The sequence below is a fragment of the Citrobacter sp. CK199 genome (genome assembly GCF_030333285.1).
Lineage (GTDB): Bacteria > Pseudomonadota > Gammaproteobacteria > Enterobacterales > Enterobacteriaceae > Citrobacter_B > Citrobacter_B koseri.
The window spans coordinates 170774-191596 of sequence record NZ_JAOWGF010000025.1 but is presented as its reverse complement, the minus strand read 5'-3'; the positions used below and the strand labels follow the sequence as shown (position 1 = coordinate 191596).

General features: G+C 53.5%; 18 protein-coding genes. 3 read left to right on the top strand and 15 right to left on the bottom strand.

Features of this window, described 5'->3' with window-relative positions; all coding sequences use genetic code 11:
* Positions 1-66 precede the first annotated feature (66 nt).
* Complete coding sequence (gene fhuE, locus OGX75_RS09770) at positions 67-2265, top strand: ferric-rhodotorulic acid/ferric-coprogen receptor FhuE (RefSeq protein ID WP_286451608.1); 2199 nt, start codon at positions 67-69, stop codon at positions 2263-2265.
* Positions 2266-2457: 192 nt separating this feature from the next.
* On the opposite strand, the gene ptsG is transcribed toward fhuE, so the two are convergent.
* From ptsG to yceD, 14 genes are all read right to left on the bottom strand, one after another.
* Positions 2458-3891 (bottom strand): PTS glucose transporter subunit IIBC, encoded by a 1434-nt coding sequence (ptsG, locus tag OGX75_RS09765; RefSeq protein WP_112002268.1) that lies wholly within the window; start codon positions 3889-3891, stop codon positions 2458-2460.
* Between the two features lie 416 nt (positions 3892-4307).
* The gene (locus OGX75_RS09760; protein WP_012132822.1) at positions 4308-5105 is read right to left on the bottom strand and encodes a metal-dependent hydrolase; all 798 of its coding nucleotides are present in this window, start codon (positions 5103-5105) and stop codon (positions 4308-4310) included.
* Positions 5106-5115: 10 nt separating this feature from the next.
* Positions 5116-6120 (bottom strand): DNA polymerase III subunit delta', encoded by a 1005-nt coding sequence (gene holB, locus OGX75_RS09755; protein ID WP_114848569.1) that lies wholly within the window; start codon positions 6118-6120, stop codon positions 5116-5118.
* Positions 6117-6758, bottom strand: a complete 642-nt coding sequence (gene tmk, locus OGX75_RS09750) for a dTMP kinase (protein WP_012132824.1) — start codon at positions 6756-6758, stop codon at positions 6117-6119. The genes holB and tmk overlap by 4 nt, the downstream gene beginning before the upstream one ends.
* Positions 6748-7770 carry a cell division protein YceG gene (gene yceG / locus OGX75_RS09745; RefSeq protein ID WP_275055078.1) on the bottom strand — a complete coding sequence of 341 codons (1023 nt, stop codon included), beginning with the start codon at positions 7768-7770 and terminating at the stop codon, positions 6748-6750. Before yceG ends, tmk begins: the two co-directional genes overlap by 11 nt.
* Before the next feature lie 2 nt (positions 7771-7772).
* On the bottom strand, positions 7773-8582 hold the full coding sequence (pabC, locus tag OGX75_RS09740; protein ID WP_114848570.1) for an aminodeoxychorismate lyase: 810 nt from the start codon (positions 8580-8582) through the stop codon (positions 7773-7775).
* Between the two features lie 116 nt (positions 8583-8698).
* The gene (fabF, locus tag OGX75_RS09735) at positions 8699-9940 is read right to left on the bottom strand and encodes a beta-ketoacyl-ACP synthase II (RefSeq protein ID WP_012132827.1); all 1242 of its coding nucleotides are present in this window, start codon (positions 9938-9940) and stop codon (positions 8699-8701) included.
* Between the two features lie 85 nt (positions 9941-10025).
* Positions 10026-10262 carry an acyl carrier protein gene (gene acpP / locus OGX75_RS09730; protein WP_000103754.1) on the bottom strand — a complete coding sequence of 79 codons (237 nt, stop codon included), beginning with the start codon at positions 10260-10262 and terminating at the stop codon, positions 10026-10028.
* Positions 10263-10413: 151 nt separating this feature from the next.
* A complete protein-coding gene (gene fabG, locus OGX75_RS09725; protein ID WP_012132828.1) occupies positions 10414-11148 on the bottom strand; it encodes a 3-oxoacyl-ACP reductase FabG in 735 nt (244 codons plus the stop codon).
* Between the two features lie 12 nt (positions 11149-11160).
* The gene (gene fabD / locus OGX75_RS09720) at positions 11161-12090 is read right to left on the bottom strand and encodes an ACP S-malonyltransferase (RefSeq protein ID WP_115181719.1); all 930 of its coding nucleotides are present in this window, start codon (positions 12088-12090) and stop codon (positions 11161-11163) included.
* A 15-nt stretch (positions 12091-12105) separates the two neighbouring features.
* Positions 12106-13059, bottom strand: a complete 954-nt coding sequence (fabH, locus tag OGX75_RS09715) for a beta-ketoacyl-ACP synthase III (protein ID WP_012132830.1) — start codon at positions 13057-13059, stop codon at positions 12106-12108.
* Between the two features lie 76 nt (positions 13060-13135).
* Positions 13136-14215, bottom strand: a complete 1080-nt coding sequence (plsX, locus tag OGX75_RS09710) for a phosphate acyltransferase PlsX (RefSeq protein ID WP_071818860.1) — start codon at positions 14213-14215, stop codon at positions 13136-13138.
* Positions 14216-14294: 79 nt separating this feature from the next.
* Positions 14295-14468 carry a 50S ribosomal protein L32 gene (gene rpmF, locus OGX75_RS09705; protein ID WP_000290727.1) on the bottom strand — a complete coding sequence of 58 codons (174 nt, stop codon included), beginning with the start codon at positions 14466-14468 and terminating at the stop codon, positions 14295-14297.
* A 16-nt stretch (positions 14469-14484) separates the two neighbouring features.
* Complete coding sequence (gene yceD, locus OGX75_RS09700; RefSeq protein WP_012132832.1) at positions 14485-15006, bottom strand: 23S rRNA accumulation protein YceD; 522 nt, start codon at positions 15004-15006, stop codon at positions 14485-14487.
* Between the two features lie 198 nt (positions 15007-15204).
* Between yceD and OGX75_RS09695 the strand changes: the two genes are divergently transcribed.
* Positions 15205-15789 carry a Maf family protein gene (locus OGX75_RS09695; protein WP_012132833.1) on the top strand — a complete coding sequence of 195 codons (585 nt, stop codon included), beginning with the start codon at positions 15205-15207 and terminating at the stop codon, positions 15787-15789.
* Between the two features lie 162 nt (positions 15790-15951).
* On the opposite strand, the gene rluC is transcribed toward OGX75_RS09695, so the two are convergent.
* Positions 15952-16905, bottom strand: coding sequence for a 23S rRNA pseudouridine(955/2504/2580) synthase RluC (gene rluC / locus OGX75_RS09690; protein WP_012132836.1), 954 nt, complete (start codon positions 16903-16905; stop codon positions 15952-15954).
* Between the two features lie 687 nt (positions 16906-17592).
* On the opposite strand from rluC, the gene rne reads away from it, so the two are divergent.
* Positions 17593-20790 (top strand): ribonuclease E, encoded by a 3198-nt coding sequence (gene rne, locus OGX75_RS09685; protein WP_286451609.1) that lies wholly within the window; start codon positions 17593-17595, stop codon positions 20788-20790.
* The last annotated feature ends 33 nt before the right edge of the window (positions 20791-20823 follow it).

Sequence of the window (20823 nt, the reverse complement as noted above, 5' to 3'; positions counted from 1 at the left end):
TTAAAAGGGTTCGCCATGCCATTTCATGGTTTGAACTTAACGTTCATCATTATTAGGGGTTTTTCGATGTCTTTCACAACACACACCCAGGATGAGCAGCGTCAGCCTGCCGCAGTTCCCACACTGCTGGCAGCCTGCATCGCTATGGCATTGATGCCTTCCACCAGCTTCGCCGCTACCACAACAGAAGAAACAATCGTTGTTGATAGCGCATCACAAGCCGACACGTCCAGCGATGAAGAACAGGACTACAACGTTAAAACGACAACCGCTGGCACTAAAATGCAGATGGCGCAGCGCGATATTCCTCAGTCTGTCAGTATCATCAGCCAGCAACGCATGGCTGATCAGCAATTACAAACCCTTGGCGATGTGATGGACAGCACGCTGGGTATCAGCAGAAGCCAGTCGGACTCCGACCGCAACCTCTACTACTCACGCGGTTTCCTCATCGACAACTACATGGTCGATGGCATCCCCACCTATTTTGAATCACGCTGGAATCTTGGCGATGCCCTTTCTGACACGGCCCTGTTTGAACGTGTGGAAGTCGTACGCGGCGCAAATGGATTAATGACCGGAACCGGCAACCCTTCCGCGTCTATCAATATGATCCGCAAACATGCCACCAGCCGTGAATTCAAAGGTAATGTGTCTGCGGAATATGGAAGCTGGAACAAACAGCGTTACGTAACCGATTTACAAAGCCCGCTAACAGAAGACGGTAACGTACGTGCGCGGATTGTTGCGGGTTATCAGAACAATGACTCATGGCTGGATCGTTATAACAGCGAGAAAACATTCTTCTCCGGCATTATCGATGCCGATCTGGGGAGCACAACCAGCCTTTCCGCCGGGTATGAATATCAACGCATCGACGTTAACAGCCCGACCTGGGGCGGTTTACCTCGCTGGAATACGGATGGCAGCACCAACAAATATGACCGCTCGCGCAGTACCGCTCCAGACTGGGCTTACAACGATAAAGAGTTTAATAAAGTCTTTGTCACGCTGAAGCAGCGTTTTGCGGATACCTGGCAGGCAACGCTCAACGCCACGCATTCTGAAATCAAATTCGACAGTAAAATGATGTACCTGGATGCCTATGTCAATAAAGACACCGGTATGCTGGTTGGCCCTTACGCCAACTATGGGCCAGAGTACGGTTACATTGGCGGTACGGGCTGGAACAGCGGCAAACGTAAAGTCGATGCTGTCGATCTTTTCACCGATGGGGGCTACGACCTGTTTGGCCGTCAGCATAACCTGATGGTCGGCGGAAGCTACAGCAAACAGAATAACCGCTATATGAATACCTGGGCGAACGTATTCCCGGATGAACTGGGCAATTTCTACAACTACGACGGTAACTTCCCGGAAACAAACTGGGGGCCACAAACCGTTGCCCAGGATGATACCACGCACATGAAATCGCTCTATGCAGCGACCCGTATTTCGCTGGCCGATCCGCTGCATCTGATCATCGGCGCTCGCTACACCAACTGGAGTATCGACACGCTGACCTACCGGATGGAGAAAAACCATACCACGCCATATGCCGGACTGGTGTATGACATTGATGATAACTGGTCTGCCTACGCCAGCTATACTTCCATCTTCCAGCCACAAAACTATCGTGATAGCTCGGGTAAATACCTCGCCCCTATTACGGGTAACAACTATGAAGTGGGCTTGAAATCCGACTGGATGAACAGCCGCCTGACCACCACATTGTCGGTCTTCCGTATTGAGCAGGATAACGTCGGTCAGTCGACCGGTAGACCGATTTCAGGTAGTAACGGCGACACCGCGTATAAAGCGGTAGATGGAACCGTCAGCAAAGGCGTTGAATTCGAAATTAACGGCGCTATCACCGACAACTGGCAGATGACTTTCGGCGCAACGCGCTTTATCGCGGAAGATAACGAGGGAAATGCGGTGAATCCGAACTTGCCACGTACAACCGTGAAGCTGTTTACCAGCTACCGTCTGCCAGTCATGCCTGAGTTGACCGTCGGCGGTGGCGTTAACTGGCAGAACCGTGTTCACGGCAGCGACACGGTCACACCATACGGCACATGGCGCGCGGAACAAGGCAGCTATGCGTTAGTGGATCTGTTCACTCGCTACCAGGTAACCAAAAACTTCGCCGTACAGGGCAACATCAACAACCTGTTAGACAAAACCTACGACACCAATATCGATGGTTCTATTGTCTACGGCGAACCACGTAACGTCAGCATTACTGCAAGCTATCAGTTCTGATAAACGTCACTGACGAAAAGGGAGCCATCTGGCTCCCTTTTTTACGTTCTCGCAAGCCTGATGGCGGCTAACGCCTTATCAGGCCTACAACTGTGCTATAACCGTAGGCCGGATAAGCCACGCGCCATCCGGCAACACAGCGTAAAAAAGGCAGCCATTTGGCTGCCTTAGTTCTCCCCAACGTCTTACTGCTTAGCTATTGCGGATGTATTCATCCATTTCCGTTTTCAGGTTATCGGATTTCGTACCGAAAATAGCCTGAACGCCGGAACCTGCGACGACGACACCAGCTGCGCCAAGCGTCTTCAGGCCAGCCTGATCCACTTTAGCAACGTCAGCGACGCTAACGCGCAGACGGGTGATACATGCGTCGAGGTTAGTGATGTTCTCTTTACCACCAAACGCGGCGACCAGGGCCGGAGCCATTTCACTGGTTGCGCCCACTTTGCTGTCTTCGCTCGCGTCTTCACGACCCGGCGTTTTCAGATCCAGCGCTTTAATCAGCACACGGAAGACGGTGTAGTAAATAATCGCATAACCTGCACCAACAATCGGGAACAGCCACAGTTTGCTGCTGTTGCCAGACAGAACGATGAAGTCGATCAGACCGTGCGAGAACGATGTACCGTCACGCATACCCAGCAGGATACAGATCGGGAATGCCAGACCTGCCAGAATCGCGTGGATAACGTACAGGATCGGCGCAACGAACATGAAGGAGAACTCGATCGGCTCGGTGATACCGGTCAGGAACGAGGTCAACGCTGCGGAGATCATGATACCGCCCACTTTCGCGCGGTTTTCCGGTTTAGCAGAGTGCCAGATCGCGATAGCCGCAGCAGGCAGACCGTACATTTTGAACAGGAAGCCGCCGGACAGTTTGCCCGCAGTCGGGTCGCCCGCCATATAGCGAGGAATGTCGCCGTGGAACACCTGACCTGCTGCGTTGGTGTATTCACCGATCTGCATCTGGAAAGGAACGTTCCAGATATGGTGCAGACCAAACGGCACCAGGCAGCGCTCAATGAAGCCATAGATACCGAACGCCACAACCGGGTTCTGGTAAGCAGCCCACTGAGAGAACGTCTGGATAGCCGTCCCGATCGGCGGCCAAATGAAGGACAGGATCACGCCGGTGAAGATGGCAGCCAGACCAGAAATGATCGGCACAAAGCGTTTACCCGCAAAGAAGCCCAGATACTCAGGCAATTTGATACGGTAGAAGCGGTTGAACATGTACGCTGCAATCGCACCGGAGATAATCCCCCCGAGAACACCGGTATCCGCCAGGTGTTTTGCTGCGATTTCTTCAGCAGGTAAATGCAGAACCAGCGGCGCAACCACGGCCATGGTTTTGACCATGATGCCGTAAGCGACAACCGAGGCCAGAGCCGAAACGCCGTCGTTGTTGGTGAAGCCCAGTGCGACACCAATGGCGAAAATCAGCGGCATATTTGCAAAAACAGAACCGCCTGCTTCTGCCATAACGTGCGACACAACGGCTGGCAGCCAGCTGAAGTTAGCGGAACCGACGCCCAGCAGGATACCTGCGATAGGCAGTACGGATACCGGTAGCATCAGCGATTTACCGACCTTTTGCAGGTTAGCAAATGCATTCTTAAACATAATTAGGAGTGCTCCTGAGTATTTGTGCTTATACACTTCATCCTTCAAACCGCCTCAGCGTTGGCTGCGCTCGTTCATCCCAGTCACTTACTCAAGTAAGCTCCTGCAATTCACTCACTTGCCGCCCTGATGCAGCCTGAATGATTTTGTGTATTCTACGTTTTCACGCATTGGCGAGGGGGGAGAACCTCGCCGTGGACAGGGCATCTAAGCGCCCTTTATTTATTACACAGAGTAAAATAAATAAGCTCGGTTTTGTTTGACGGCTATCACGTTTCAGCTCCAGACAGCCATAAAACCATCACATTCTGACAAAATGAGTGTCTGAATGTTACAATTCGCTCATTCACCGCCCATTTTGTGGCGGTGAACTTTACTCGCTTTGAATATTAATTACGAGCTTTAAAAAAACTCAGTTAACGGGTTGATTGCAGGCGAGAAGCGTCGATGTGGAACAGGCGGGCAAAGTTTTCAGTGGTTGCCTGCGCCAGTTCTTCAACGGCAACACCCTTCAATACGGCCATATACTCTGCAACATCGCGAACCATTGCAGGCTGGTTCTCTTTACCACGATGTGGCACCGGAGCAAGATAAGGAGAGTCCGTCTCAACCAGCAGACGATCCAGAGGAACATAGCGGGCGGCATCACGTAACTGCTCGGCGTTGCGGAAGGTCACGATCCCGGAAAAAGAGATATAAAACCCAAGATCCAATAATTTACCCGCCGTCTCCCTGTCCTCTGTAAAACAGTGTAGTACGCCACCGCAATCCGTCACTTTTTCTTCGCGCAAAATCGCCAGCGTATCGGCGCGTGCGTCACGGGTATGCACAATCACGGGTTTATTTAATTCACGGCCAATCTGAATATGGTTAATGAAGGATTCTTGCTGGCGAACTTTTGTTTCCGGCGTATAAAAATAATCCAGCCCGGTCTCCCCCATGGCCACCACGCCTTCTTCAGCGGCAAAGCGACGCAGGTCTTCCACATCGTATGTTTCATCCTGGTTTAACGGGTGTACGCCGCAGGAAAACACAACGTTATCCCGCTCGCCAACCAGTTCGCGCATACTCCGGTATCCGGGCAGGGTTGTCGCCACCGCCAGGCAGAACTTCACCTCGCGCGCGGCGGCTTTTGCCAGCACGTCATCCACGTCCTTATGCAGAGATTGATAATCCAGGCCATCAAGATGGCAGTGTGAGTCGACTAAAAACATAATGTCTCTCTCAAAGATGGGAAACAGGCAACACGGCGCCTGGTTGCAGGTAATGCTCTATGCGGAGAATAAGATCGGTTAATACCAGTTCGCGGTTTAATCCGGTCACGTTAATCAGCTGTTCGCGACAATGGCAGACATCGCTGAGTATGGCCTGGATGCGTGCGACGGATAACCGTTCAGCTATCGACGCCACCAGCGTTCCGGCATCCTGATTTGTCAGGCTGGAAGCGCCATACCGGTATTTAAGGGCATCCATAAGCAGCGTCGCCAGCCAGTGTAAACGTACGGCGGCCTGTTCGTGATTCAACACCAACAGAAGGATATACCAGTCGCCGGATTGCAGCGTATTCGCCAGCGCTTCGCAAAGCGCGTTACGATGCGCCCAGCTGTCGGCCTGCAACAACGCCAGAGCGGCGCCGGGAGCCCCTGCGCTCAGGCGCAGCGCCGCCAGCAACGTCTCTTGTGACATTGTCACTTCACGAGAAAGCCATGAAACAGCGTATTGTTCAGATGGCGGCGCAAGATGATGCAGACGGCAGCGGCTGCGTAAAGTCGCCAGCAGGCGTGCCGGTTCACGGCTGGCAAGGAAGAACCAGGTTTGCTCCGGCGGCTCTTCGAGCGTCTTTAATAAGGCATTCGCCGCGGCATCAGTCAGCAGGGCCGCATCCGGGATCAATACGACTTTCGCGCCGCCAAGTCGAGAATGTTCGTACAGCTTCTCGCCCACATCGCGTACCGCGTCCACGCCAAGGGTGCTTTTCCCCTTTTCCGGCAACAGCGAATAATAGTCAGGATGCGTACCCGCCTGCATTAACTGGCAGCCACGACAACGCCCGCAGCTTTTATGCCCTTCCGGTTGCTGGCACAGCAAATAACGACTGAGGGCATAAATCAGCGCATCATCCCCCATTCCGGGCAACGCCTGAATCAGTAACGCATGGTGGCCCCGACCCGCCTGATAGCTTGCTACCAGTTTTTCAAAGTCTGGCCGTAACCACGGATACCATTTCATGCACCTTGCTCCTTGATCCAGGCCGTCACGGTTGTGCGAATATCGTTCATCACAGCCTCCAGCGGCTGAGTCGCATCAATGGTGCGAATGCTGGCATCGCTGGCGGCCAGCTCAAGGTAGCGGGCACGCGTGCGATTGAAGAAATCCAGAGACTCCTGCTCAATGCGGTCAAGTTCGCCGCGCGCGCGCGCGCGTTTTAAGCCAACCTCCGGCGTCACATCCAGATACAGAGTCAGGTCAGGACGGAAGTCGCCCAATACAGCATCACGCAGCGTCGCCAGCATTGTCTGATCGATCCCACGGCCGCCACCCTGGTAGGCCTGAGTGGACAGGTCATGGCGATCGCCAATGACCCATGTTCCTTTCGCCAGCGCAGGCTTGATAACGGTTTCCACCAGTTGCACTCGCGCGGCATAAAACATCAGCACTTCAGCTTTATCCGTGATTGTTTCATCACCCACCGATTTGATGTCCAGCACCAGACTTCTTAATTTCTCTGCAAGCTGGGTGCCGCCCGGCTCACGCGTAAAAATCATGTCGTGAATACCCAGTTGCTCAAGAGTCTCCACCACCACGTTACGCGCGGTGGTTTTTCCGGCGCCTTCCAGGCCTTCGATGACGATATAGTTACTGCCCATTTTTTTCCTTAAGCACTTTCAGGTAGTCCTGCACTGACCGGTTATGGCTGGCAAGATTGGTGTTAAACGTGTGACCGCCCTTTCCGTCAGCCACAAAATAGAGGTACGGCGTTTTCGCCGGATGCGCGGCGGCTTTCAAAGAGGCTTCGCCAGGCATGGCGATAGGACCTGGCGGCAACCCGGTGATGGTATAGGTGTTATACGCCGTCGGCGTTTCCAGCGCCGCGCGCGACAGCTTACCATTATAACTCGCCCCCATGCCGTAAATCACGGTCGGATCGGTCTGCAAACGCATACCAATACGCAGACGGTTAATAAAGACCGATGCCACCTGATCGCGTTCGCTGGCGACGGCCGTCTCTTTCTCGATAATAGACGCCATCGTCACCAGTTGATTCTTATCTTTATAAGGCAGCCCTTCCGCGCGCCCTTCCCAGACGTCATCTACCGCTTTAACCATCTTTTGATGCGCACGCTTCAGAAGCGCGACGTCGGTGGTATTGGCGGTATACATCCAGGTGTCCGGCCAGAACCAGCCTTCAAGCCACTCCGGGTTCTCCAGCTTCAGCGCCTGCGCGATGGTTTCGTAACGGTCATCGCTAAGCGTATGCTGAATATAAGGCGCATTCCGCAGTTGATTCAGGTAATCGCTCAGGCGCATCCCTTCGACCAGACGTAGCGGGAACTGTGCTTCTTTACCGCTTTCCAGCAGTTTCAGCATCTCCCGTACGGTCATATCAGGCGTTAAACGATAGGTGCCCGCTTTAAAGTTTGATAATTCAGGTTCAACGCGCAACAACCACTGAAACACGCGCGGCCGATTGATAATCTTGTCGGCGTAGAGTTGATCGCCTAATGCCAGACGCCCGGTTCCGGCCTTCAGGGTAAAGATCGTCTCTTCTTTTATTAACAAGGGACTGTCGGCCAGTTGGCGCACTTTCCACATTCCTGCGCCAGCGGCAATGCCCAACACAACGACCAGCAGAAGGAAAAAGCGTAACATTCTTTTCATAACTAATTCGGGTGCTCACAAAGTGGGGCTAAAAAATCGAACAATGAACGTGCAAACATCAGTTTATCGCCACAGGCGCGCACGGGAATCACGGGCATCAACGCATTGCAGATAACCATCTCATCGGCCTGCATAAGCGCATCCTCCCCGGCATACACTTCGACAACCTGGAAAGGCGATTGTGCCAGCGACTGTAAACAAAATTGTCGCATAATGCCGTTTACCCCCGCCTGATCCAGGCGCGGCGTGTACACCACATTCTCTTTACGCCAGAACAAATTAGCCGCACAGCATTCCGTAACCCATCCCTCGCTGTCAAGAACCAGCGCTTCATCGGCGTTTGTCTGCTCAAGATGAGACCGGATCAGTACCTGTTCCAGCCGGTTAAGGTGTTTTATACCCGCAATCATAGGGTTACGCCCCAGCCGTACGGGGCTTAGCGCCAGCGTAATACCTTCCGTACGCCAGCGTTCATAATGAGTGGGATAAGGAGAAACGGATAAAATTCGCGTGGCCGCACGACAGTTTGACGGGCTGTAGCCCCTGCCGCCGCTGCCACGACTCAGAATAACTTTCAGTACGCCACTGTTCTGGCCTGCTGCCATCGCCGTCATTTCGTGTTGCAGTTCCGTCCATTGACTGAAGGGAAGCAGCAGTTTTTCGCAGGCATCCTGCAAACGGCGAAGGTGTGCGGTCAGGAGGCAAATTCTACCGTCACGGATTCGCGCAGTAGTGAAACAGCCATCGCCAAACTGCGTCGCGCGATCGCTTGCGGCAAGAGAATCCTGTTCACGGCCATTAATTAAGAACATAGTGGCTCCTTATTCGTGGTCGATTAGTGTGGCAGGATGGTTAACACAGGACAAGGGAAGAAAGCTGAATAAAAAAGGCCCGACAAGCGGACCTTTTTACTCTCTGGTGGAACGACTTAGACCTTTTTGAAGATCAACGAGCCGTTAGTACCACCAAAGCCGAAGGAGTTACACAGCGTATACTCCATTCCGTTAACCTGACGAGCTTCGTGAGGCACAAAGTCCAGGTCGCAACCTTCATCCGGGTTATCCAGGTTGATGGTTGGCGGAACAGCCTGGTCGCGCAGCGCCAGGATAGAGAAAATGGACTCTACCGCGCCCGCAGCACCCAGCAAGTGACCCGTCATGGATTTCGTCGAGCTGACCAGCACACGGCTTGCCGCATCGCCAAAGACAGATTTTACCGCCTGAGTTTCCGCTTTATCGCCTGCCGGTGTAGACGTACCGTGGGCATTGACGTAACCAATCTGACCCGGCTCAATGGCCGCATCACGCAGCGCATTGACCATCGCCAGCGCGGCGCCCGCGCCGTTTTCCGGCGGTGACGTCATGTGATAAGCATCGCTGCTCATCCCGAAGCCAACGATTTCGGCATAAATTTTCGCGCCGCGCGCTTTTGCATGTTCGTACTCTTCCAGTACCACCATGCCCGCGCCATCGCCGAGAACAAAGCCGTCACGCTCTTTATCCCACGGGCGGCTGGCCGCTTGCGGGTTATCATTACGTGTAGACAGCGCACGCGCTGCGCCAAAGCCACCGACACCCAGCGGCGTACTGGCTTTTTCCGCACCACCCGCTACCATCGCGTCCGCATCGCCGTATGCAATGATACGCGCGGCATGACCGATGTTATGTACGCCTGAGGTGCAGGCGGTAGCGATAGAGATGCTTGGCCCACGCAGGCCGTACATGATGGTCAGGTGACCTGCCACCATGTTAACAATCGTCGACGGAACAAAGAACGGGCTGATCTTACGCGGCCCACCGTTCACCAGGGAACTGTGGTTTTCTTCGATCAGTCCGAGACCGCCGATACCAGAGCCGATAGCGGCGCCAATACGGTCTGCGTTCTCTTCCGTTACTTCAAGGCCAGAATCCTGCATGGCCTGAACGCCAGCGACAATTCCATATTGAATGAAGGCATCCATCTTGCGCTGTTCTTTGCGCGAGATGATGTCGTCACAGTTAAAATCCTTTACTAAGCCAGCAAATTTCGTTGCATAGGCGCTAGTATCGAAATGGTCGATCAGGCTGATGCCACTCTGACCGGCAAGGAGAGCTTTCCAGGTAGACTCTACGGTATTGCCGACAGGAGACAACATGCCCAGTCCGGTCACAACTACACGACGCTTAGACACGTTTGTCCTCCAGGGAGGGAAAATGATTCTAGTGGGACAAAAAGATAAAACTCAGGCGGTCGAATGACCGCCTGGAGATGTTCACTTACGCCTGGTGGCCGTTGATATAATCAATGGCAGCCTGAACGGTGGTGATTTTCTCAGCTTCTTCGTCCGGAATCTCAGTATCAAACTCTTCTTCCAGAGCCATTACCAGCTCAACGGTGTCAAGAGAATCTGCGCCCAGGTCTTCAACGAAAGAAGCATTGTTGGTAACTTCTTCCTGCTTAACGCCCAGCTGCTCGCCGATAATTTTCTTAACGCGTTCTTCGATAGTGCTCATACTCTTAAATTTCCTATCAAAACTCGCTTTCGCGATGGTTTTCGTAGTGTATAAAATGTTGAAAAATTTGCAACTAAATCCCGGCAGTTCTTACCACGATTTTACGTTATTTTGAGGCCAAGACCTACAATAACGCAAATATTTTTCGTGGTTAAACCATATACATTCCGCCGTTGACGTGCAGAGTCTCACCAGTGATGTAACTTGCTTCGTCAGAGGCTAAAAATGCAACCGCACTGGCGATTTCCTGAGCGCCGCCGAGGCGACCCGCAGGAACCTGCGCCAGAATACCCGCACGCTGATCATCAGACAGCGCACGCGTCATGTCCGTTTCAATAAAGCCCGGAGCCACAACATTGACAGTAATCCCACGCGACGCAACTTCACGCGCCAGTGATTTACTGAAGCCAATCAGACCCGCTTTCGCCGCAGCGTAGTTGGCCTGACCCGCATTTCCCATGGTACCAACCACAGAACCGATAGTGATAATACGTCCATGACGTTTTTTCATCATAGCGCGCATTACCGCTTTTGACAGACGGAAAACAGATGACAGATTGGTTTCGAGAATATCGTTCCACTCATCATCTTTCATTCGCATCAGCAGATTATCGCGAGTGATACCGGCATTATTGACCAGGATATCAACTTCACCAAATTCTGCGCGAATATTTTCCAGAACAGATTCAATAGATGCCGGATCGGTCACATTCAACATCAGACCTTTACCGTTCGCACCTAAGTATTCGCTAATGGCCTGAGCGCCATTTTCGCTGGTAGCAGTACCGATGACTTTCGCGCCACGGGCAACGAGCGTCTCAGCAATTGCGCGGCCAATGCCACGGCTTGCACCGGTAACCAGCGCGACTTTTCCTTCAAAACTCATGGTTTTCCTCTTTTATTGCTCAAGCGCCGCTGACAGTGCCGCCGGTTCGTTTAGCGCCGAGGCCGTCAGGGTGTCAACAATACGTTTAGTCAGACCAGTGAGGACTTTACCTGGACCCACTTCATAAAGGTGTTCAACACCTTGTGCTGCGATAAATTCTACACTCTTCGTCCACTGCACCGGGTTGTACAGCTGGCGTACCAGCGCATCACGGATAGCGTTAGCGTCGGTTTCACACTTCACGTCAACGTTATTCACAACCGGTACGGTCGGGGCATTGAAGGCGATTTTCGCTAATTCAACCGCCAGCTTATCTGCCGCAGGTTTCATCAGCGCACAGTGTGACGGCACGCTTACCGGCAGCGGCAGCGCACGTTTTGCGCCAGCGGCTTTGCAGGCTGCGCCCGCACGTTCAACTGCGTCTTTATGCCCGGCGATAACCACCTGGCCCGGAGAGTTAAAGTTCACCGGAGAAACCACCTGGCCTTCAGCCGCCTCTTCACACGCTTTGGCGATGGACGCATCATCCAGACCGATGATCGCCGCCATTGCGCCGGTGCCTTCCGGCACAGCTTCCTGCATGAACTTGCCGCGCAGTTCAACCAGACGAACCGCGTCGGCGAAATCGATGACGCCAGCACATACCAGCGCGGAGTATTCCCCCAGGCTGTGTCCCGCCATCAGCGCAGGCGCTTTACCGCCCTGCTGCTGCCATACGCGATACAGCGCAACGGAAGCGGCCAGCAATGCTGGCTGAGTCTGCCAGGTCTTATTCAGTTCTTCCGCAGGCCCTTGCTGCGTCAGCGCCCACAGATCATAACCCAGCGCCGCAGAAGCTTCAGCAAAGGTTTCTTCTACGATCGGGTAGCTGGCTGCCATTTCAGACAACATCCCAACCGTCTGGGAACCCTGCCCCGGGAACACAAAAGCAAATTGCGTCATGTTTAAATCCTTATACTAGAAACGAACCAGCGCGGAGCCCCAGGTGAATCCACCCCCGAAGGCCTCAAGCAATACCAACTGCCCGGCTTTAATCCGCCCGTCGCGCACGGCTTCATCCAGCGCGCACGGCACAGAGGCCGCAGAGGTGTTGCCGTGTCTGTCCAGCGTAACCACCACATTATCCATCGACATACCCAGCTTTTTCGCTGTCGCGCTGATGATGCGCAGGTTAGCCTGGTGCGGAACCAGCCAGTCCAGAGCGGAACGATCCAGATTATTCGCCGCCAGCGTCTCGTCAACGATGTGTGCCAGTTCAGTTACCGCCACTTTAAACACCTCGTTGCCCGCCATCGTCAGATAAATCGGATTTTCTGGATTGACGCGATCGGCGTTTGGCAGCGTCAGCAACTCACCATAGCTGCCGTCTGCATGAAGATGCGTCGAAATAATGCCTGGTTCTTCGGATGCGCTCAGAACCGCTGCACCCGCGCCGTCACCAAAGATAATGATCGTCCCGCGATCGGTGGGATCGCAGGTGCGCGCCAGGACATCGGAACCGATGACCAGCGCATATTTAACGGCGCCTGATTTTACATACTGATCGGCAACGCTTAACGCGTAGGTAAAACCGGCGCAGGCCGCTGCAACGTCAAACGCCGGGCAGCCTTTAATGCCCAACATACTCTGAATCTGGCATGCTGCGCTTGGGAAAGCATGTGTTGCTGACGTGGTCGCAACCACAATCAAGCCAATCTGGTCTTTATCGATGCCCGCCATTTCAAGCGCGCGGTTTGCGGCTGTATAGCCCATCGTCGCGACTGTTTCGTTTGGCGCTGCAATATGGCGTTCACGGATGCCTGTACGCGTGACAATCCACTCGTCAGACGTCTCTACCATCTTTTCCAAATCGGCGTTAGTACGCACTTGTTCAGGCAGATAGCTGCCAGTACCAATAATCTTTGTATACATGTACGCTCAGTCACTTTTCGGTTATATACCACCGCGTGCAAACTGCTGGTATGTTGGTTGCGCTCAGGTTACACCGTTAATTGTGCACCCGTGAGTGTCCGTTTTTGCCACCTTCCAACAGTTCGAATCCGGCTGGGTATACAGATTCCAGGCGAGCGGCAATTCGCTGAGGAACTTGTCGCTGCACCGCCTGCACTGCCTGTTCAATCGCGACGGCAAATGCTCGCTGATTGGCCGCACCATGACTTTTAATCACCGTGCCACGCAATCCTAACAGACAGGCGCCATTATACTGGTCGGGGTTGAGGTGACTGAATCGCCTCGTCAGGCTTTTTTGTAACCAACGTTTTAATAACAGCAGCCACCACGACCGTTTTTTACTCTCACCCTGAGATTTCAGCAGTGAAAGGAACATCCTGACAACCCCTTCCATTGTCTTTAATGTGACATTACCTGTAAATCCGTCACATACCAGCACATCAGTTTTTCCCGTCAATAATTCATTGGCTTCAAGATAACCAATGTAATTGATGGAAGGGACTGTTTTGAGCAACGCAGAGGCATCACGAATACTGTCGAGACCTTTGGTTTCTTCTTCACCAATATTGAGCAACGCCACGCGGGGATTGGTTATCCCAATCACCTCTTCCGCCATCACGGACCCCATCACGGCAAACTGCACCAACATGGTACTGTCACAATCGACGTTGGCGCCTAAATCCAGCACCACCGTTTTTCCTTTCTGCTGATGCGGTAAAACCGTCATCAACGCAGGACGCTCAATGCCCTCAAGGGGTTTGAGCAATAATTTCGCAAGTCCCATGAGCGCGCCCGTATTACCGGCGCTCACACAGGCTTCGGCTCGACCTTCTTTCACGAGCTCCAGGGCCACACGCATTGAGCTGCCGCGACTGGCGCGGATAGCCTGCGAAGGCCGGGCATCACTGGCAATAACTGACTGTGCAGGGATAATCTGCAGACGCGAACGTTGTTCAAAGTCAGCTTTGGCAAGTAATGGCGTGATGGTATCGGGATCCCCGACTAAAAGAAGTGTGAGTTGCGAATTAGAATTCAGTGCCTGCAGTGCTGCAGGCACTGTCACGGAAGGGCCGAAATCTCCCCCCATGACATCTAACGCCAGGGTTAGACGTGTCAAGGTATCGTCGCTGCCTGGTTTGGTGTTTCCCCGCTTACGCGGGGAAATCCTCACTAAGCTTCATCACGCTTGCGCGTGATTACTTAGCGATGACCTTACGGCCGCGGTAGTAACCGTCGGCAGTGATGTGGTGACGCAGGTGTTTTTCACCAGAAGTTTTGTCTACAGACAGGCTGGTGACTGCGGTCAGAGCGTCATGAGAACGACGCATGCCACGTTTGGAACGGGTTGGTTTATTCTGTTGTACGGCCATGGACCTTACTCCTCAATTACTTACGCTTTAAGCTGGCTAATACGGCAAATGGGTTTGGTTTTTGCGCTTCATCAGGCAATTCACCAAAGACCATGTCCGCCTCGGACACTTCACAGTGTTCAGAATCATGCACCGGAACTACCGGCAAGGAGAGGATGATTTCATCTTCAACCATTGCAAGCAGATCGATTTCACCGAATTCGTTAACCTCAATCGGCTCATACGCTTCCGGGAGTGCTTCAGCCTGTTCGTCAGAACGAACCGGACTAAAACAATACGTTGTGTGAACCTGATGGGTAAACGGCTTCCCGCAACGCTGGCATTCGAGCGATACCGTCACCTTCGCATCACCCGTAATAACGGCGAGACGTTGGTTATCGATAGCGAACGACATGGAGCATTCCACATCACTGTCCACACTGACTACAGAATCGGCGACGCGCTCTACCAGATCAGAAGTATAGATACCTTCATAATCGAGGCGTTTTTGAGCCGTACGAACCGGATCAAGAGTCAGGGGTAATTTTACCTTTTGCATAGGGCGCGCATATTAACTTTGTAACGTCATAGAGTCAAAGAAAAAGGCAGCCTGCGGTTGCCTTTTGCCAATAATTCGCACACATTGCGGGTTACAGACTTATTTTCGCTCAAACCGTGACTGTATGTCATGCTTGAAGGACGAAGAGCATAGTTTAAGATGGCTCTCATTAATACGCTATATCTGAGGGAAAAAAATATGCCCCGTCTCATCCTTGCTTCTACCTCTCCCTGGCGTCGCGCGCTGCTCGAAAAACTGGCGATCCCTTTCGAGTGCGCGGCTCCCGAGGTTGACGAAACGCCCATGTCTGGCGAAGCGCCGCGCCATTTAGTCTCTCGCCTCGCACAGGCGAAAGCACAATCGCTCGCCCACCGTTTCCCCGATCATCTGATTATTGGCTCCGATCAAATTTGCGTTCTGGATGGCGAAATTACCGGCAAACCGTTAACCGAAGAAAAAGCGCGCCAGCAATTAACCAAAGCCAGCGGTAATATTGTGACGTTTTATACCGGACTGGCGCTTTATAATTCTGCAACCGGACATTTACAAACGGAAGTCGAACCGTTTGATGTACATTTCCGCCATTTAAGCGAAACGGAAATAGAGGACTATGTCCGCAAAGAGCGTCCATTGCATTGTGCCGGAAGTTTTAAAAGCGAAGGTCTTGGCATTGCCCTTTTCGAGCGCCTGGAGGGGCGAGATCCCAATACCCTTATTGGGCTACCGCTGATTGCGCTGTGCCAGATGCTGCGCCGGGAGGAGATGAACCCGCTGATGGCATAGTGGATGCGTCTGGTGGCGACGCTAAAACATCTTATCAGGCCCACAGCGGAGCAATGCCCGTAGGCCTGATAAGCACAGCGTCATCAGGCCTAAAGATGCCGGATGGCGACGTAAACGTCTTATCCGGCCTACAGGTTTAGCGCGATAATATCGCAACGCGCATCAGGCTTTGTTACGTAACACCTGAAGGCAATGCTTGAGTTGGTTATCCATCGGCGCTTCGATACGCATCACCTCGCCAGTCCCCGGATGGGTAAACTTCAGCGCTGCCGCGTGCAGAAAAAGCCGTGACAGCCCCGTTCCCGCAAGCTGCTTATCAAATTCGCGATCGCCGTAACGATCGTCAAACGCGATCGGATGGCCCGCATGCAGCGTATGCACACGAATCTGATGCGTACGTCCCGTCACCGGGCTACAGCGCACCAGCGTCGCAAACGCATAGCGCTCTTCAACCTTAAAGCGCGTTTCGGAGGGTTTTCCTTCCTGACTCACACGTACAATACGTTCGCCGCTTTGCAGAATATTCTTTAATAAAGGCGCCTGTACCGATTTAACATGCGACTGCCACTGGCCGCGAACCAGCGCCAGATAATCTTTCTGCATCCCCTTCTCACGCAGTTGCTCATGCAAAGAACGCAGCGCTGAGCGTTTTTTCGCAACCAGCAGTACGCCAGAGGTATCGCGGTCAAGACGATGCACCAGTTCCAGGAAACGCGCTTCTGGCCGCAACGCGCGCAGCCCTTCGATAACGCCGAAGCTCAACCCGCTTCCGCCATGTACCGCCGTGCCGGAAGGTTTGTTCAGCACCAGGATATGGTCATCTTCATACAAAATGACATCGGCCAGCGCCGCCACTTTTTGCAGATGCGGCGAAACGGCCTCTTCTTCGCGTTCGGCGACGCGCACCGGCGGAATACGCACTTCATCCCCGGCTTCGAGCTTATATTCCGGTTTGATGCGTTTTTTGTTCACCCGCACTTCACCTTTACGCAAAATGCGGTAAATCATGCTTTTCGGTACGCCTTTGAGTTGCGTGCGCAAAAAGTTATCGATGCGTTGCCCCGCTTCGTCGGCAGTAATGGCAACTATTTTTACGGATGGAGTCTCAGTTTTCATGGGGGCCGATTCTAAATAGCCATAAGGATTAGCGCCACTCATTTTTCTATGCTTATATTTACTTCTATATCCTGTTACTCACGTTCAACATGACCAATTTGCTGGTTATTAAACCAATCGCCATGAGGAAGTGAAAAAACTGTGAGTAACCGGGTGATAAATGGTAAAAGTCATCTTGCTATAACAAGGTTAGCAGTGGAATAATGTAACCGTTTCCGTGTCGAACCTTGTTAAAACAAGAAATTTTACGGAATGACCCATTTTGCCAGACAGATCATCAACGCAGCAATGGCGTAAGACGTATTGATTTTTCAGGCAGTTAGCGGGCTGCGGGTTGCAGTCCTTACCGGTATATGTTCTATGTACTACGCGTTGCAGAAAGGCGGCAAATCTGGGAATCCCCAGGAGCTTATGCCCGGGTGAGCAGATGAAGCCAACGCATCTGCGGCGTGAAAGACGATGAACATAATGGAATCTTCTCTGGAGAGTAACTCCCAGGCTGTTCCCCTGATAATTGCGCTGTATTTCCGTATGAAATACAGGCAACCGACACTCTGCGCCTCTTTGAGCAGACGATAACCGTGAGGTTGGCGACGCGAATAGACACGAGGCCATCGGTTCACACCCGGAAAGGCATTACTATGCCCGCAGCTTAGTCGTCAATGTAAGAATAATGAGTAAGTTACGATGAAAAGAATGTTAATCAACGCAACTCAGCAGGAAGAGTTGCGTGTTGCCCTTGTAGATGGGCAGCGCCTGTACGACCTGGACATTGAGAGTCCAGGACACGAGCAGAAAAAAGCGAACATCTATAAAGGCAAAATTACCCGTATCGAACCGAGTCTGGAAGCGGCTTTTGTTGATTACGGCGCTGAACGTCACGGTTTCCTCCCGTTAAAAGAAATTGCCCGCGAATATTTCCCCGCCAACTACAACGCCCACGGCCGTCCAAACATTAAAGATGTGTTGCGCGAAGGTCAGGAAGTGATTGTTCAGATTGATAAAGAAGAACGCGGCAACAAAGGCGCTGCGCTGACGACGTTTATCAGTCTGGCAGGGAGCTATCTGGTTTTAATGCCGAACAACCCGCGCGCGGGCGGCATCTCCCGTCGCATTGAAGGCGACGATCGCACCGAATTAAAAGAAGCGCTGGCAAGCCTCGAACTGCCTGACGGCATGGGGCTTATCGTGCGTACCGCAGGCGTCGGCAAATCCGCCGAAGCGTTGCAGTGGGACCTGAGCTTCCGCCTGAAACACTGGGAAGCGATTCAGAAAGCCGCTGAAAGCCGCCCTGCTCCATTCCTGATCCATCAGGAAAGCAACGTTATCGTCCGCGCATTCCGTGACTACTTACGTCAGGATATCGGCGAAATTCTTATCGATAATCCGAAAGTGCTTGAGCTGGCGCGCCAGCACATCGCGGCGTTGGGTCGCCCGGATTTCAGCAGCAAGATTAAGCTTTATACCGGCGAGATTCCGCTGTTCAGCCACTACCAGATCGAGTCGCAAATTGAATCCGCCTTCCAGCGTGAAGTGCGTCTGCCTTCCGGCGGCTCTATCGTTATTGACACAACCGAAGCGTTAACCGCGATTGATATTAACTCCGCGCGTGCCACACGCGGCGGCGATATCGAAGAAACCGCGTTTAACACAAACCTGGAAGCAGCCGATGAAATTGCTCGCCAGTTGCGCTTGCGCGACCTCGGCGGCCTGATCGTTATCGACTTCATCGACATGACGCCAGTACGCCACCAGCGCGCTGTGGAAAACCGTCTGCGCGAAGCGGTACGTCAGGATCGTGCGCGTATCCAGATTAGCCATATTTCTCGTTTTGGCCTGCTGGAGATGTCCCGCCAGCGTCTCAGCCCGTCTCTGGGCGAGTCCAGCCATCACGTCTGCCCACGCTGTAGCGGCACCGGCACCGTACGCGACAACGAATCGCTCTCCCTGTCTATTCTGCGTCTGATTGAAGAAGAAGCGCTGAAAGAGAATACCCAGGAAGTTCACGCCATTGTTCCGGTCCCGATCGCCTCTTACCTGCTTAACGAAAAGCGCACCGCGGTTAATGCTATTGAGACTCGCCAGGATGGCGTGCGCTGCGTGATCGTACCAAACGATCAGATGGAAACGCCGCACTACTCCGTTTTGCGCGTACGTAAAGGGGAAGAAACGCCAACCCTGAGCTACATGCTGCCGAAACTGCATGAAGAAGCGATGGCGTTACCTTCTGAAGAAGAGTACGCCGAGCGTAAACGCCCTGAACAACCAGCACTGGCGACCTTCGCGATGCCGGAAGTGCCGCCTGCGCCGACGCCAGCAGAACCTGCGGTGAAAGCAGCGACGGCAGCACCGAAAGCCGTTGCCACTGCGCCTGCACAACCAGGTCTGCTTACCCGCTTCTTCGGCGCGCTGAAAAACATGTTCAGCGGCAGCGAAGTCGCTAAGCCGGTTGAACAACCTGCACCGAAAGCAGAGGAAAAACCGGAGCGTCAGCAGGATCGTCGTAAGTCTCGCCAGAATAATCGCCGCGACCGTAACGATCGCCGTGACAACCGTGATAATCGCGACAACCGCGCTGAAGGCGGTGAAAACCGTGATGACAACCGTCGTAACCGTCGTCAGGCGCAGCAGCAGAACGCAGAAGCGCGTGACAACCGCCAGCAGTCTAACGACGTTGCCGATAAGGCGAAGTCCGGTGACGAGCAGCAGACGCCGCGTCGTGAACGCAACCGTCGTCGCAACGATGAAAAACGTCAGGCACAGCAAGAAGTCAAGGCGCTGAACCTGGATGAGCAACCGGCTCAGGAGACGGAACAGGAAGAACGCGTTCGTCAGGCGCAGCCTCGCCGTAAACAGCGTCAGCTGAGCCAGAAAGTTCGTTACACAGACTCCGCAACCTCTGAAGCAGAAGCTGTCGCAACGCCAGTCGTCGAAGACGCTGTCGCCGCCCAGCCTGCTACGCAAAGCGCGCCTGCTCAGCGTACTGAACTGGCGAAAGTTGACCTGCCAGCGATCGCAGACGTTGCGCCAGCAGAGCAGGAAGAAAACGGCGAAGCGCGTGATAACGCAGGAATGCCGCGTCGCTCCCGTCGTTCTCCTCGCCACCTGCGCGTCAGCGGCCAGCGTCGTCGTCGCTACCGCGATGAGCGTTACCCGCTTCAATCGCCAATGCCGTTAACCGTCGCTTGCGCCTCACCGGAAATGGCGTCTGGCAAAGTGTGGATTCGCTACCCTGTCGCCCGTCCTCAGGATACGCAGGTTGAAGCACAGCACGAAGAAGAGACCGTACAAGCTCAGCCGGTTGCAGTAGAGCCGCAGGTCGTCGCTGCCGCAGCTGAACAGGTTGTAGACGCACCGGTTCAAACTGAAACCGTTGTCGCTGAACCTCAGCCCGCTACTGTGGAAACAACGCATCCTGAAGTGATTGCCACCCCGGTTGAAGAACAACCTCAGGTGATTGCAGAGGCTGACGTCCCTGTTGCGCAGGAAGTCGCTGCGCAAGCGGAACCTGTCGCTGACGTTCAGGAACCCACGACGGCTGAAGAATCCGCTGACGTTGTCATCGCCGAACCGGAAGAGATCGTTAAAGAAACGGTTGAACCTGTCGTTGTTGCCGCTGAACCGGAAGAGATTATCGCTGCGCCAGTCGCCGTTGCAGTTGCTGAAACCGTGTCAGAAAGCGCGGTAACTACCGGGGAGAAACCTGTCAGCCACGCCAGTGCGCCGATGACCCGCGCGCCTGCGCCGGAATATGTCCCGGAAGCGCCACATCACAGCGACTGGCAGCGCCCTGCCTTCATCTTTGAAGGTAAAGGTGCGGCAGGTGGTCATAGCGCAACGCATCAGGCCGCCGCGCCAGCCACGCGCCCGCAGCCTGTAGAATAAGCTGAACGCGATGTTAAAGATAAGCCGACCTGC